This is a genomic window from Tautonia sp. JC769 (genome assembly GCF_040717455.1).
Taxonomy (GTDB): domain Bacteria; phylum Planctomycetota; class Planctomycetia; order Isosphaerales; family Isosphaeraceae; genus Tautonia.
Genome location: NZ_JBFEFH010000006.1, coordinates 246,851 through 259,901 on the forward strand (window position 1 = coordinate 246,851; position 13,051 = coordinate 259,901).

General features: G+C 67.4%; 10 protein-coding genes. 6 read left to right on the top strand and 4 right to left on the bottom strand.

The features are described from left to right. Positions 1-32: 32 nt before the first annotated feature. The 3 genes from AB1L88_RS09020 (at position 33) to AB1L88_RS09030 (ending at position 2,766) form a co-directional block, all read left to right on the top strand. Positions 33-938, top strand: coding sequence for an amidohydrolase family protein (locus tag AB1L88_RS09020; RefSeq protein ID WP_367096316.1), 906 nt, complete (start codon positions 33-35; stop codon positions 936-938). Between the two features lie 161 nt (positions 939-1,099). Continuing rightward, on the top strand, positions 1,100-1,534 hold the full coding sequence (locus AB1L88_RS09025) for a thioredoxin fold domain-containing protein (protein WP_367096317.1): 435 nt from the start codon (positions 1,100-1,102) through the stop codon (positions 1,532-1,534). A 134-nt stretch (positions 1,535-1,668) separates the two neighbouring features. Further along, positions 1,669-2,766: a DSD1 family PLP-dependent enzyme gene (locus AB1L88_RS09030; protein WP_367096318.1), complete on the top strand. Its 1,098-nt coding sequence runs from the start codon at positions 1,669-1,671 to the stop codon at positions 2,764-2,766. Positions 2,767-2,770: 4 nt separating this feature from the next. Here AB1L88_RS09030 and AB1L88_RS09035 read toward each other — a convergent pair whose 3' ends face one another. The 3 genes from AB1L88_RS09035 to AB1L88_RS09045 all read right to left on the bottom strand — a co-directional run bounded on the left by AB1L88_RS09035 (position 2,771) and on the right by AB1L88_RS09045 (position 7,370). Continuing rightward, entirely contained in the window at positions 2,771-4,240 is a 1,470-nt protein-coding gene (locus AB1L88_RS09035) for a DUF1501 domain-containing protein (RefSeq protein ID WP_367096319.1), read from the bottom strand. Continuing rightward, on the bottom strand, positions 4,230-6,860 hold the full coding sequence (locus AB1L88_RS09040; RefSeq protein WP_367096320.1) for a PSD1 and planctomycete cytochrome C domain-containing protein: 2,631 nt from the start codon (positions 6,858-6,860) through the stop codon (positions 4,230-4,232). Before AB1L88_RS09040 ends, AB1L88_RS09035 begins: the two co-directional genes overlap by 11 nt. Before the next feature lie 234 nt (positions 6,861-7,094). After that, on the bottom strand, positions 7,095-7,370 hold the full coding sequence (locus AB1L88_RS09045) for a hypothetical protein (protein WP_367096321.1): 276 nt from the start codon (positions 7,368-7,370) through the stop codon (positions 7,095-7,097). A gap of 251 nt (positions 7,371-7,621) precedes the next feature. Between AB1L88_RS09045 and AB1L88_RS09050 the strand changes: the two genes are divergently transcribed. Next, on the top strand, positions 7,622-8,788 hold the full coding sequence (locus AB1L88_RS09050) for a carboxypeptidase regulatory-like domain-containing protein (protein ID WP_367096322.1): 1,167 nt from the start codon (positions 7,622-7,624) through the stop codon (positions 8,786-8,788). Positions 8,789-8,896: 108 nt separating this feature from the next. Further along, positions 8,897-10,042 carry a glycosyltransferase family 4 protein gene (locus AB1L88_RS09055; RefSeq protein WP_367096323.1) on the top strand — a complete coding sequence of 382 codons (1,146 nt, stop codon included), beginning with the start codon at positions 8,897-8,899 and terminating at the stop codon, positions 10,040-10,042. Positions 10,043-10,058: 16 nt separating this feature from the next. Here the strand turns inward: AB1L88_RS09055 and AB1L88_RS09060 are convergent, their stop codons facing one another. Next, the gene (locus AB1L88_RS09060) at positions 10,059-11,462 is read right to left on the bottom strand and encodes a dicarboxylate/amino acid:cation symporter (protein WP_367096324.1); all 1,404 of its coding nucleotides are present in this window, start codon (positions 11,460-11,462) and stop codon (positions 10,059-10,061) included. A 514-nt stretch (positions 11,463-11,976) separates the two neighbouring features. Between AB1L88_RS09060 and AB1L88_RS09065 the strand changes: the two genes are divergently transcribed. Further along, positions 11,977-13,041, top strand: coding sequence for a type II secretion system F family protein (locus tag AB1L88_RS09065; RefSeq protein ID WP_367096325.1), 1,065 nt, complete (start codon positions 11,977-11,979; stop codon positions 13,039-13,041). The last annotated feature ends 10 nt before the right edge of the window (positions 13,042-13,051 follow it).

Here is a 13,051-nt window from a genome sequence, read left to right on the forward strand (position 1 = left end):
ATCAGATGTCACGGGGTTGAGAGGGACTGGCGATGATCATCGACGTTCATAGCCACACATGGACGTACCCGGACCATTTCACGGACGACTTCCGCCTCCAGGCGCGTCGAGCGAAGGCGGGGGAAGAGCTTGACTTGACGGTCCGCTTCGAGGATTACGAGCGATCGTCGGTCCCGGACGTCCGGACGATCGTGTTTGGCGGCAAGGCGCGGTTGAGCGGCCTCTGGGTCGATGATCACGACGTCGCTCGCTACGTGGCCGAGCATCCGGACCGGCTGATCGGCTTCCTCTCGCTCGACCCGACCCAGGACGGCTGGGAGCGGGAACTCGCCGAAGGGCATCGGGATCTGGGGCTGCGTGGCATCAAGTTGATGCCGATGTATGCGGGTTTCTCCCCCGACGAGGAGCGGCTCGACCCGATCTGGGCTTACGCCAGTCGACACCGGCTCCCGGTCCTGCTGCACACGGGGACGACGTTCGTGTCGCAGGCGCCGCTCGATTGCACCTTGCCCCGGCTGATCGACCGCGTGGCGATCCGATTCCCCGAGTTGAAGATCATCCTTGCACATCTCGGCCACCCCTACGAAGGGGAGTGTGTGGCGGTCATCCGCAAGCATCCGAATGTGTACGCGGATCTGAGTGCCTTGCACTACCGCCCATTCCAGCTCTACCAGAGCCTGATGCTCGTGCAGGAATACGGGGTCTGGTCGAAAGTCCTCTTCGGGACGGATTACCCGTTTACGACGGTCAATGCGACCATCGAGGGGTTGCGAAACCTGAACCGGATGGTGGAAGGGACCTCGCTGCCCCGCCTCGACTCGGAGGCCATCGAACGCGTCATCTTCCGGGACTCGCTCGCGCTGCTGGGACTCGAGCATCCAGGCCGGGGGAGTCCGGTCGGTGATGACGGCGGAGCATCCGGCGTGCCCGGCACATGAACCTCGACCCGATTCGTGCGCACAACCTGCAAGCGCGGAGAATCGTCGTCACCGCCAATCGAGGTCGAAACCCGATAACGTTCTGGGGGCGGCGGAGGCGATGGGCTTCGGCGTCCCCCCGGGTCGCGTTTCGATCACAAGGATGGGGAGATCAACCGGTCATGACGATGATGCCACGATCACGACGGTTCGCGATGATGGCCCTGGCGAGTTTCGCGCTGCTGCCGATGGCGGCGGTGGCGAACGGGATTGCCTGGAACCAGAGCTACACGACGGCTCGGCAACACTCGGTCCAGACAGGCAGGCCGATCCTGGTGTCGGTCTCGTCACAGGGGTGTGGTTGGTGCCGCCAACTGGAGAAGACCACGTTCCGCGATCCCCGCGTCGTGGACCTGATAAACGGCCAGACGGTCCCGCTCAAGATCGACGCGAACGACCCCGCGCACGAAGCCTTGGTGCGGGCCCTCGGCCTGACGTCGGTCCCGACCCTGGCGGCGATCACGCCGGAAGGGCAGATCGTCGCGAATCAGTCGGGGTACCTCGACGCGAGGCAATTCCTCGCCTGGGTCCGCCCCGTCGTCGGGCCGACCAGATGACCCGGACGACGATCTCGGGCCGACGACGGCAATCGGCCCGAGGTCCCTCCCAGACTCGAATCGACTGAGCCGGGCGACTTCCCGAAGCCTTGAGATGCAGCAGTTGCCTGGAAAACCGTACAAGGATTTCGCCCATGCTCCTGAGTCCCGTCGGCCTGCCGCTCGATCAGCTGGACACCCCTGCCCTGCTCCTGGACCTGGACGCGTTCGAGGCGAATGTTCGAACGATGGCCGGCCACCTCGCATCGCGGGGAGTCCAGTGGAGGCCCCATGCGAAGGCGTTCAAGTCGCCGGCCATCGCCCATCAGCTGCGCAAGGCGGGGGCGATCGGGGTGACGGTGGCGAAGGTTTCGGAGGCCGAGGTGATGGCCTCGGCCGGGGTCGAAGACATCCTGATCGCTCACATGGTGGTGGGGCCGTCGAAGGTCGCTCGCCTGGCGGCCCTGCAGCGCCGGGGAGACGTGAAGGCCACGGCGGATCATCCGGATCAAATGGGAGCGATGGGATCGGCCGCGGTGCAGGCCGGGGTCGAGGTGGGGATCCTGGTGGATGTGGATCTGGGAATGCGTCGGTGCGGGGTGCGGTCGTCAGGGGCGGCCGTGGACCTGGCGCGGCGCGTCTCGGGGACCCCGGGGTTGCGCTTCGATGGGTTGATGGGATACGAGGGGCATACCCTGTTCATCCCCGATCCGGAGGCCAAGCGGCGGGCGATCGACGAGGCAATCGGCCGGCTCCTGGAGGCGAAGGAGGCCGTGGAAGGGGCAGGGCTGGCCTGCCGGATCGTGTCGGCGGGCGGGTCGGGTTCGTACCAGATCACCGCCGACATCCCGGGGATCACCGAACTGCAGGCCGGGGGAGGGGTCTTCGCCTGCCGCTACTACACGGAGATCTGCCGGGTGGCGGGGCATCGGCCGGCGATCGCGGTGCTGGCCACGGTGGTCAGCCGCCCGGAACCGGATCGGGCGATCCTCGACATCGGTCGGAAGTCGATCAGCGATTTCCAGACGCCGCCGGTCGTGGCGAAGCATCCGGGGTGTCAGGTGCTCGGCCTCTCGGCGGAACACGCGACGGTGGAGGTGGCGCAGGATGAGTCACTGAATATCGGTGATCGTGTTCAAGTGATTCCGGGTTATAGTGACTTCACCTTCGTGCTGCACGATCGGATCCTGGCGCACCGAAACGGCAGGGTGGAGGCATGCTGGCCCTTGCTGGGCCGGGGCATGCTCCAGTGATCTGTCAACCGTCGCGATGAGGGGGGGAGTTCAGGATCCCCTCGACGACCTGGGAGGGTCGGCCGTCGGTGATCCGGTGCTCGCGACCATTGGCGCGATAGATCAGGTGCTCGTGGTCGAGTCCGAGCAGGTTCATCACCGTGGCCTGGAAGTCGTTCGGGGTGACGACGTCCTGCACGGCCCGGTGGCCGACCTCGTCGGTCGCGCCGAAGGTCATGCCGCCCTTGATGCCCCCGCCGGCCATCCAGATGGAGAATCCCTGGCCGTTGTGGTCGCGGCCGGCCGAGTCGTTCAGGTCCCCCTCGGTGACGGGGAGTCGGCCGATCTCGCCCCCCCAGTGGACCAGGGTCGTGTCGAGCAGGCCGCGCTGCTTGAGGTCCTTGACCAGGGCGGCGGCGGGACGGTCGGTCCGGCGGCAGATGCCGGGCAGGGTCGACTTGATCGAGTTGTGGTTGTCCCAGGGCTGACCACCCAGGAAGAGTTGGACGAACCGGACGCCGCGCTCGACCAGGCGGCGGGCGATGAGGCATCGGGTGCCGTACTCTCGGGTGTCGTCGTGGTCGAGCCCGTACATGCGCTTGATGGAGTCGGGCTCTCCGGAGACGTCGAGCGCCTCCTTGGCCGCGACTTGCATGGAGGCAGCCAGCTCGTAGCTCCGGATCCGGGATTCGAGGTCGTCCTCGCCGGGGTGTTGCTCCAGGTGGCGCCGGTTGAGCTGATCGAGGAAGGAGAGGTTGTTCTCCTGGATGGTCCCCCGGAGATGCGTCGGGGGATCGAGGTTGAGGATCCGAGGCTCCTGCGGGCGCAGAACAGTCCCCTGGTACAGCGGGGGCATGAACCCGCTCGACCAGTTGTGGGAGCCGTCGACCGGCTGGCCGCCGGGGTCGGACAGGACCATGTACGCGGGGAGTTCCTCCGACTCGCTGCCGAGGCCGTAGACGATCCAACTGCCGAGGGTGGGTCGGCCGGTGATCCCGGCGAGGCCGCCGTGGAAGTATCGAATCGAGACCTCGTGCCCGTTGTGCCCGGTGTGCATCGACCGGATCACGCAGAGGTCGTCGACGACCCCGGCGATCTCGGGCAGGAGTTCGGAGACCTCGGTCCCGCACTCGCCGTGCTTCCGGAATTTCCAGGGGGTCCCCATCAGGGTCTTGCTGGCGCGATTGATGAAGCTGAAAGCGATGTCGCCGTCGTACTGCTTCCCGTGCAGCCGGGAGAGCTCGGGCTTCGGGTCGAGCAGGTCGACGTGAGAGGGGCCCCCGTGCATGAACAGCGAGATCATCGCGTTCGCCTTGGGGGCGAACATGGGGGGACGCGCCGCCAAATCGAGCGGCAGGTTCTCGTTCGGCTTCTGGGGAGACTCGGCCAGGACGCCCTCTTGCTTGAGCAAGGAGGCGAGGGCGAACGCCCCGACGCCGAACCCGGTGTTCGCCAGGAAGGCTCGCCGGCCCCATCGAGACGGATCAGTCGACATAGAGAAACTCGTTCGAACTGAGGAGTTGATGGCAGAGGTTGGCGAGCACCGCCCGATCGGGGCCGGATTCGGCCTGCTCCGGAGGAAGGACGCTACGCTGGGTCGTCACGAAGGCACGAGCGAGGTCGAGTTCCTCGGGCGAGATGGGTCGCTGGTAGGCCAGGGTCCAGGCATAGGCGATCATCTGAGGCATGGTGGCCCCGTGATCGCCCCGGAACGATTCGGCGTCGTCCCAGGGGGCGGCATCGAGCCGGTCGGTCGCGAAGTCGGCGGGGGTCTCGGCGATCAGGCGATCGGCCATGGCCTCGGCCTCGCTGACCACGAAGGGGCTGTTCATGAGCATCAGCGCCTGGGGGGCGGAGGTGCTGAGGGTGCGGCGGTCGCAGTTGACATCCATCAACGGGGCGTCAAACGCCGCCAGGAACGAGATGGGCTGCGACCTGCGGACCTGCACGTAGATGCTGCGACGGGGCACGTTCCCCTCGGGGATCGCCTCGCCGAAGGTCCCTTCGACGGCGGGGATGGCGGGCCCGAACGGCGAGCGGTCGAGCCGGCCGCTGGCGGCCAGGATCCGGTCCCGGACGATTTCCGCGTCGAGGCGACGGACCGGGAATCGGCCGAGATATGTATTGGAAGAGTCGATCGCGTCAAGCCCCGGGTCAATCCGTGACGACTGGCGATAGACGGTCGAGGTCATGATCAGGCGATGGAATGCTTTGAGGCTCCAGCCCCGGCGGACCAGCTCGGTCGCGAGCCAATCCAGCAGTTCGGGATGCGAGGGTCGCTGCCCGAGGATGCCGAAGTCGCCGGGGGTCTCGACCAGGCCTCGGCCGAAGTGGTGCATCCAGACCCGGTTGGCCAGCACCCGGCCGACCAGGGGATGCTCCCCGCTGACGAGGTGACGGGCATAGGCGAGGCGGCGGCCGGAGGTGGGCACGCCGGGGTCGTCGTCCGGGATCTCGAAGCGTTCCCCCTCGGGGGCGACGACGGTCAGGCCGCCGGGCGCAACGGGGTCGAGCGGCTGGCGGTGGTCGCCGCGATGGAACAGGCGGGTCTCGGGCCGGACGTCGGGGATCTCGTCGAGGACGGCGATGAAGTCCTCGACCGGTTTCTCGGCCCGCTTGGCGGCCACCTGCTCGCGGTCGGCCTTCAGCTCGTCGGCCGCCTTCGGGTTGTACTGATAGAGCGTGCCGGCGGAGATGTTGAGGCTCGGATTGGCGGCGAGCAGGGCCTTCTGGTCGTCACTGCGCTGGTCGGCGGGGGTTTCGAAGGCATCGCGGAGGGCGTCGCGACGGTCCTCGGGGAACTTCTTCAGCTCCTCGTCGAACGCGGCCGCGATGAAGGTCCGGGTCTTCTCATCGACGGCGGCTTGAAGTGTCTGGGCCTCGGCCTCGATCGCCTCGGAACGGCTCCGCTCCTCATCGGTCAGGAGGGAAACGAGCCGTTGCGAGGGCCGCCGCCACTGCTGCGGGTTGAGGGCCGGCTCGAAGACGGCCCGGAGGCGGAAGTAATCGGCATGGGGGATCGGGTCGTAGCGGTGGTCGTGGCACTGGGCACACCCGACGGTCAGGCCGAGCATCGAGGAGCCGACGACCTTGAGGGTATCGGCCACGACCTGATTGGCGTCGAGGGCCAGGTCGCCCCCTCCGGTCGACGTCGGGTCGGCGACGGTCCGCAGGAAGCCGGTGGCGGCGAGGGTTTCTTGCTGATCGTCTGTCAGGTCCGACCAGGGACGCGGGACGAGTTCATCGCCGGCCAGTTGCTCGATGATGAACCGGTCGAGCGGCTTGTCGGCGTTCAGGGCTCGGATGACGTAATCGCGATACTTGTAGGCGAAGGGGCGAGGGGTGTCCTGCGAGCCGTTGCCGTCGGAGTCGGCATAGCCGGCGACGTCGAGCCAGTGCCGCGCCCATCGCTCGCCATAGGCGGGGCTGTCGAGCAAGCGGTCGATCATCCGCTCATAGGCGTGCGGCTCGGGATCGTTCAGGAAGGCGTCGATCTGATCCTGGGTGGGCGGCAAGCCGGTCAGATCGGCACTGGCGCGTCGGATCAAGGTGAGGGGTTCGGCGTCGGGGGCGAAGGAGTGGCCCAGGGATTCGAGCCGGTCGAGGATGAACGCGTCGATCGGGGTCCGGACCCGATCGACCGCCTCGACGGCCGGGGGCCGCGGGCGCTCGATCGGCTGGAAGGCCCAGTACGATCGCTCCTCGGCCGTGATGCCGATCCCGGGGGGGATCGACTCGGGTTCGTCGCGCTCGGTCGGGGCACCGTCGGCGATCCATCGCTCGATCAGGGCGATGGACTCGGGGGGGACCTTCACCTCTCCCGGGGGCATCTCGGCATCTTGCATCCGAATGAGCATCAGGCTTTCGTCGGGGAAGCCGGGGATGAGCGCCGTTCCGCTGCGGCCTCCGGCCTCGGCGAATCGCCTGAGGCGAAGGTCGAGCCCGCCCTTGAGGTCTTCCTCGCCCCCGTGACAATCGAGGCAGTAGGCCTTGAGGATCGGTCGGATCTCATGTTCGAAGGTCAGCGGCTCGGCCGGCTCCTCCGTCGCCATGACCATCACCGGCCTGATCGAAAGGACGAGCACCAGGGTGAGCGTCGGGCGGAGCAGGGTCATACAGCGTCCCCATCGAGACAGAACGGGCCTGGCCGGACTCGGCCGCTTTGTTTGATTCTTGTTCAATTCGAACCCGAAATACAATCCCGATTCTTCAAAAAGGGAATGAGTCGCACCCGATCGGGGCGATCGCGGGGGGCCGGCATCGGCAAGAAACGCTCAGGGAACCGGTCGCTCGCGAGCCCCTTGAGACGAGGAGGGAAGCGAAGGGGGGTCAGGGAGGAGGGAGGGTGCTTATCCCAATCGGGGGGCGACGGGCAAGTGTTGCCGCCAGTCGGCCTGGTAAGGGTCGGAGAAGAGGATCTGGATCGCCTCGGCCCGGTTCGGTTCGGAGCGGAGGAGGGTTTCGATGGCGGTCCGGCACTGGTCGAGTCGAGGGTCATTCTCAACGCGATCGCGGTCCGATGCGCGGTCGAGGCGATCGAGCGACGCGGCGAGGTCGAGGATCTTCGATCGAATTTCGAGGAAATCGCGGTCGAGGATGTCGGACGCCGGGCGGGGCTGAGACATGGGGGTTCCTCCTCGCAAGAGCGGTGGTCACGGCCTCCCGCAGTTTCGCAAAGGACGACCCGGCACGCAATTTGTTCCCTGGTCATTCTCCCAGGATCACCCCGAGTGAACGCGTTGCGTCATATCGTACCGCTTGTCGTGGTCGATCGGAGTGGTATGGTAGTAAGTATTGGATCGGTCGATCAGGCGTCCTCGGCGCGTTGCGTGCGTCGAACCCGGTCGCCGGACTGATTTCCCTGGAGATGACTCCCATGACCCGGTTCCTCCGCCCACTCCCGCTCGCGGGGCTGATTGCCCTGGTGGTGAGCCTCGGGCCGACGACGGCCCAGGCCAACGGACTCGGGCTGTTCGGTCCGAGAGAGACGACCTACATCAGTCCGATCGAGACCGTCTCGGTCGTGCCGACGGTCTCGTCGTATGTGGTCCCGACGACGTCGATTGTGTCGACCTCGTACCTGGTGCCGACCTCCTCGGTCGTCTATCGGCCGGCGCGTTACACGCTGGCACCGACGATCTACCGGTCCGCGTCGACCGCGCTCTTGCCGACCAGCTATCTCGTGGGCGGCTCGATCCTGCGACCCACGCGGTACTACTCGAGCGATCTGGTGGCGACGTCGTACCTCCCGACCTCGGTGCTGTCGACGACGCGGTTCGTCAGCCCGTCGAGCGTGGTGTATCCGTCGAGCATCGTGTATCCGTCGAGCGTGGTTTACGATGCGCCGATCGTCGAGTCGGCGGCGCCGATTTACGTGGATCGCCCGTCCACCCCGGCCGGGAGCTCGGCGCCCCAGCGGCAGTCGGAGCCGGGGCTCTCGATCGAGCAGAATCGGCAGCGGGGGAATCCCCCGGGCGTCGGGCGGGCGCCGGCCCTGGAGAACCAGGCGATCGATCCTCGCCCCGAGCCTCAGCCCCAGACGCCGTCCCAGCCCGAACCGACGCCGAGCCAAGGCCAGCCGGACCGCTCGATCGAGCCGGAGCCGCTTAGCCCTCCGGATCTGCCGGCCCCGAGTGATGACGGTTCGATCGACGGGATCGGCCCGCTGCCGTCCTTGCCGTTTGAGGAGTTCCGGGAGTCGCAACGACCGGCCTTCTCGGGGGGCGTGCCGGGATCGAGCCTCGCCGCGGCGACGCGAATGGTGCAGGGCAGGGTGCGTGACGAAGAAACCGGCCGCCCGGTAGCGGGGGCGGTTGTGCGGTTCTCGAACACGATCGCGACCTTCGCTGAGCGTCAGGCCGTGACCAACGAGCGGGGGGAATTCCAGCTCGGTGAGTTCCTCCCCGATGGCGACTGGTCCATCGTCGTCTCCGGGACGAACGGGGACGCCCCGACCCGGACCTACCCGCTGATCACGGTGATGAGCGGTCGCATCTACGACCGCATGGGGCGGGATTATTCCAAGCTCGTGCTCGATTATTGAGCGAGTCGTCCTCGCCGGCCGATCGGGTCGGGTCGCGTCGGGTCGGCGGAATGAGACCACACCAAGGGACGGCGCGGGGTTCGACCCGCGCCGTCTTTCGTTTCCGCCATGAATGAAATGCCGCTCCGGATCTGCTACCTGCTCGCGTATTTCCATCCCTTTGCCAGCGGCGCGGAGCGCCAGGCGCTGGCCCAGGGGGCCGAGCTCGCACGCCGGGGGCATTCGGTGCGGGTCGTGACCCAGTCGGTCCGCGGGTCGGGGCTCCCTCGGGATGATCAGGTTCACGGGGTGACGATTCACCGGTGGATCGACTCGGTGCCGATCGGCCCGCTATTCGGCCTGAGTTTCGTCTCGGGGGCGGTTCGAGCCCTGAGGAGACTGCGCGACGAATACGACCTGGTGCACACGCACCAGGCCCTCTGGGAGGCCGTGGCCAGCGGGGTGGCCCAGTCGAGGATCGACCGGCCGACGCTCGTGCAACCGGCCAGTTCGGGGTACTTCGGCGAGGCGGAGGAACTGGCGAGGACCCGCGGGTTTCCGGTGCTTCGGCGGTTCATCCTCCGGAACTCGGCCTTCGCGGCGATCTCACTGGACATCGAGTCGCAATGGCGAGCGCTCGGCGTGCCGTCGGATCGGATCGTCCGGATGGCCAGCGGCGTCGATCCGAACCAGTTCCACCCGGGACCGAGCGAGGTGGAGGCAGACTTGCCGCCGAGGCCCCGGGTCCTGTTCACCGGCAGGCTTCATCCGCAGAAGAACCTCGATCTGCTGCTCGACGCCTGGGCCGATGTCGCGTCGAGGCGGGCCGAAGGCCACTTGATCTTCCTGGGAGGGGGCCCCGACCGCGATCGCCTCTCGTCCCGGGCCGAGGGGCTGGGCCTGGGCGACCGGGTCCATTTCGCGGGGCCGGTGAGCGACCCGGCCGCCTATCTTCGGGCGGCCGACGTGTTCGTCTTGCCGAGCGTGGCCGAGGGGATGAGCAACTCGTTGCTGGAGGCGATGGCAACTGGCCTGCCTTGCATCGCCTCGAAAATCGGGGGCAACGTGGATCTCCTCGAAGCAGGGCCGACCGGATTGCTCGTCCCCCCGGACGATCGCCGGGGATGGGCCGAGGCGATCCTGACGCTCCTGGACGATCCGGACCGGGCCCGGACATTCGGGGAGGCCGCGCTGGGGCGGGTGGAGTCGGAATTTGCCTTGCCCAGAGTCGTCGATCGCTATGAGGCGCTGTATCGGAGCCTGCTCGCGCGATGACGCCGAGGGCCGGAGGTCAGCGGTCGGTGACTCCGGGGGTCTCGGGGTCGATCGGCAGCGAGGATGAGTCGCCCGGCTTTTGACGGTCGATGAGGATGGCCACGGTCATATCGCCGAGGACGTTGACCGTGGTCCGGCATCGATCGAGGAACCAGTCGATCGTCAGCAAGATCGGCAAGGCTTCCACCGGGACCCGGATGGCGGCCAGGATCAGGGGCATCGTCACGAAGCTTCCCGACGGGATCCCCCCCGCGCCGATGCTGGCCAGCAGGGTCGTCATCATCACCACGAGCAGGTCGGCCGAGGCCAGTTCCGCCCCGACGGCCTGGGCGAAGAACAGGGCGGCCACGGCCTGATACAAGGCCGTCCCGTCGTTATTGAAGTTGGTGCCGACGCAGGCGGCGAGCTGGCTCGATGCCCGAGAAATGCCGAGGCGATCGATCAGGGACCGCAGGGTGATGGGCAGCGTCGCCGCCGTGCTCGCGGTGCTGAAGGTCATGGCGATCACGTCGGCCGACCCCCGAAGCAGGCGAATCGGCCCGAACCGGGCGAGCACGCCCAGTTCCACGAGGTACCAGAGCATCTGCACCGACAGGCCGGCCAGGACGACCGCGACGAACCAGCCGAGCCGGATGAAGAGGTCGAACCCCTCGCGGGCGATGCTGATGGCCACGACTCCGAAGACCGCCACCGGCACCAGGGCCACGACCCAGAGCAAGATCCGCATCAGGATCTCGAACCCGACGGTGATCAGGTCGATGATCGCCTGATAGCGCTTCTGGCCGCTGCTCCGCTGCTGGTTGCGGAGCATGGCCAGGGCGATCCCGACGGCGAGCGTGACCAGCACGAGCTGCGCCAGGTTGTTCGTCGCGAAGGCCTCACCGATGCTCCGCGGGACCAGTTCCAGGACGATCTCCGAGACGGTCTTCCCGGGCGCCGGTTCCCGAGGGGCAGGGCGGTCGATCAAGCGGTCGATCAGCCGGGATTCTCCCGGTCCCAGGGCCTGGCTCCCGCCGAGCAAGGCCCCCTCGCCGGGCCGCACGAGCAGGGCGATCGCCAGGCCAACGGTCATGGCCACGGTGGTATTGAAGAGGTAGTAGCCCATCATCCGGGCTCCCTGGAACCCTCGGATCTCGTTGGTGACGATCGCCGTGAGGATCGCCAGCACGACGAGCGGTGCGGCCATCGCGCCGAGCGCCCGGAGGATCATCTGGGGGGCCAGATCCAGGCCCGAGGCGAAGGCCCGAAGCATCACCCGCAACGGGCCTGGGATTTGCTCGTACCAACCGGCATCGACCCCGAGCAGCAGCCCGGTCGGGATGGCCAGCAACACCGCGAGGACGACCCAGGCATAGAGGGGCAAGGCCCGGAATCGGGCCGCCTGCCGCACGACGGGAGAAATGGGCTTCGGCTCGGTCATCCGCGACTCGGCTCCTCACTGATTTCGGGCGTTCTCCCCGGGACCGGACGACGTTGACCGATGGGCCGATCGACTGTCAAGGGGGGACCCCACACGCCTGGAGATCGCAGGTGACGAGGCAGGCCCCGGCTCAGCGGCTTTGATTTGGATTGAGGCGAACCCCCGAGTTGCCGAGCCTCCCCGACCGGGTCGATAATAGTGGGAGCATCGAGGATCGTTCGATCTTGACCGCCCTTGAATCGCGCCAGCCCGGCACGAAGGAGCCCGCATGACCACCCCCGACGACGGCAATCCGAGGCCACCCCGGAGGCCCCGCCGAGGACCACAGCCGCTCCCTTCGTCGGACCTGGATGACGCGCAGAGCACCTTCCGACCCACGCCGGGGCCGTCGTCCGGCTCGTCCCCGCGACGCGGCCGGCCCCCCGGTGAAGGTCGGAACCCGGGCGATCCGTCCGAATTGCCTCGATCGCGTCGCGCCGCCCCCTCGGGCAAGGCGTCGTGGTTGGAGCGGATCATGTTCGGATCGGTCCGATCGACGGATCTGGCGACGTTTTGCCGACAGCTCGCCGGATACCTGGATGCGGGGGTCGATCTGCTTCGGGCGCTCGGAGCGTTGGAGAAGCAATTCCGAGGGACGGCGCTGGGCCCGGTGATCGCCCGATTGCAGACCTCCATCCGCCGGGGCGACTCCGTCTCGGAGGCGATGAATCGAGAGCCTCGCGCGTTCGACCGCATGATGCGGAGCATGATGCAGGTGGCCGAGGCCCGGGGGGGGATGCCCGAGGTCCTCAAGCAGCTTTCCCAGCACTACGAGAACCGCGTCAGGCTGTTCCGCAAGGCGCGCTCGGCCATGATTTATCCGGTGTCGGTCGTCCTGATCGCGCTGGGGGTCGGCTGGCTCCTGACCGTTTTCGTCCTGCCGCAATTCGTCGAGATTCTCCAGGACATGACGCGGGGACGAGTCGACTTGCCCGCTCCGACGCAGGCCCTGATCGTGCTGAGCAACTTCATGCAAGGGGTGGGCTGGTGGCTGGTGCCGGTCCTGGTGGTCGCGGGCGGGTTCGGCGTCATCCGGGCCTACCGGACCCCGGCCGGCAAGGGACTGATGGACCGCCTGGCCCTCCGGCTGCCGGTGCTGGGCACCTTGATGCGGACACTCGACACCACTCGGTTCGCGAGGACCCTCTCGACCTTGCTGGAAGCCGGGGTCGATTACGACACTTCGCTCCGGCTGACGAGCGAGGTCTTGCACGCGGCCCCGATCCGGGCGGCCGTGGCCCGCGCCCGTCCCGAGGTGCTGGCGGGAACCGAGCTGAGCGAGGCGCTCGATCGGACCCGTCTCTTCCAAGTCGACGTGATTCAGGTCCTCTCGTCCGGTGAGGAGACCGGGAAGCTGCCCGAGGCCCTCGATCACCTGGCGGACGACTACGAGGAGCAGGCCGAACGCATGGTGTCGAACCTCGGCCAGCTGGTGCAGCCGATTCTCACCATCGGCATCGGCGGGTTCGTGTTCTTCATCGTGGTCGCCTTCGTGATGGCGTACATCTCGGTCATCACCAACCTGGCGTCGGGCATGTGATCGGGCAACA

What these genes read in the sequence shown, in the direction of transcription:
- AB1L88_RS09035 (WP_367096319.1), bottom strand. Translation starts at nt 4,240, where the DNA reads ATGTCGACTGATCCGTCTCGATGGGGCCGGCGAGCCTTCCTGGCGAAC.
- AB1L88_RS09060 (WP_367096324.1), bottom strand. Translation starts at nt 11,462, where the DNA reads ATGACCGAGCCGAAGCCCATTTCTCCCGTCGTGCGGCAGGCGGCCCGA.
- AB1L88_RS09030 (WP_367096318.1), top strand. Translation starts at nt 1,669, where the DNA reads ATGCTCCTGAGTCCCGTCGGCCTGCCGCTCGATCAGCTGGACACCCCT.
- AB1L88_RS09025 (WP_367096317.1), top strand. Translation starts at nt 1,100, where the DNA reads ATGACGATGATGCCACGATCACGACGGTTCGCGATGATGGCCCTGGCG.
- AB1L88_RS09050 (WP_367096322.1), top strand. Translation starts at nt 7,622, where the DNA reads ATGACCCGGTTCCTCCGCCCACTCCCGCTCGCGGGGCTGATTGCCCTG.
- AB1L88_RS09040 (WP_367096320.1), bottom strand. Translation starts at nt 6,860, where the DNA reads ATGACCCTGCTCCGCCCGACGCTCACCCTGGTGCTCGTCCTTTCGATC.
- AB1L88_RS09045 (WP_367096321.1), bottom strand. Translation starts at nt 7,370, where the DNA reads ATGTCTCAGCCCCGCCCGGCGTCCGACATCCTCGACCGCGATTTCCTC.
- AB1L88_RS09055 (WP_367096323.1), top strand. Translation starts at nt 8,897, where the DNA reads ATGAATGAAATGCCGCTCCGGATCTGCTACCTGCTCGCGTATTTCCAT.
- AB1L88_RS09065 (WP_367096325.1), top strand. Translation starts at nt 11,977, where the DNA reads ATGTTCGGATCGGTCCGATCGACGGATCTGGCGACGTTTTGCCGACAG.
- AB1L88_RS09020 (WP_367096316.1), top strand. Translation starts at nt 33, where the DNA reads ATGATCATCGACGTTCATAGCCACACATGGACGTACCCGGACCATTTC.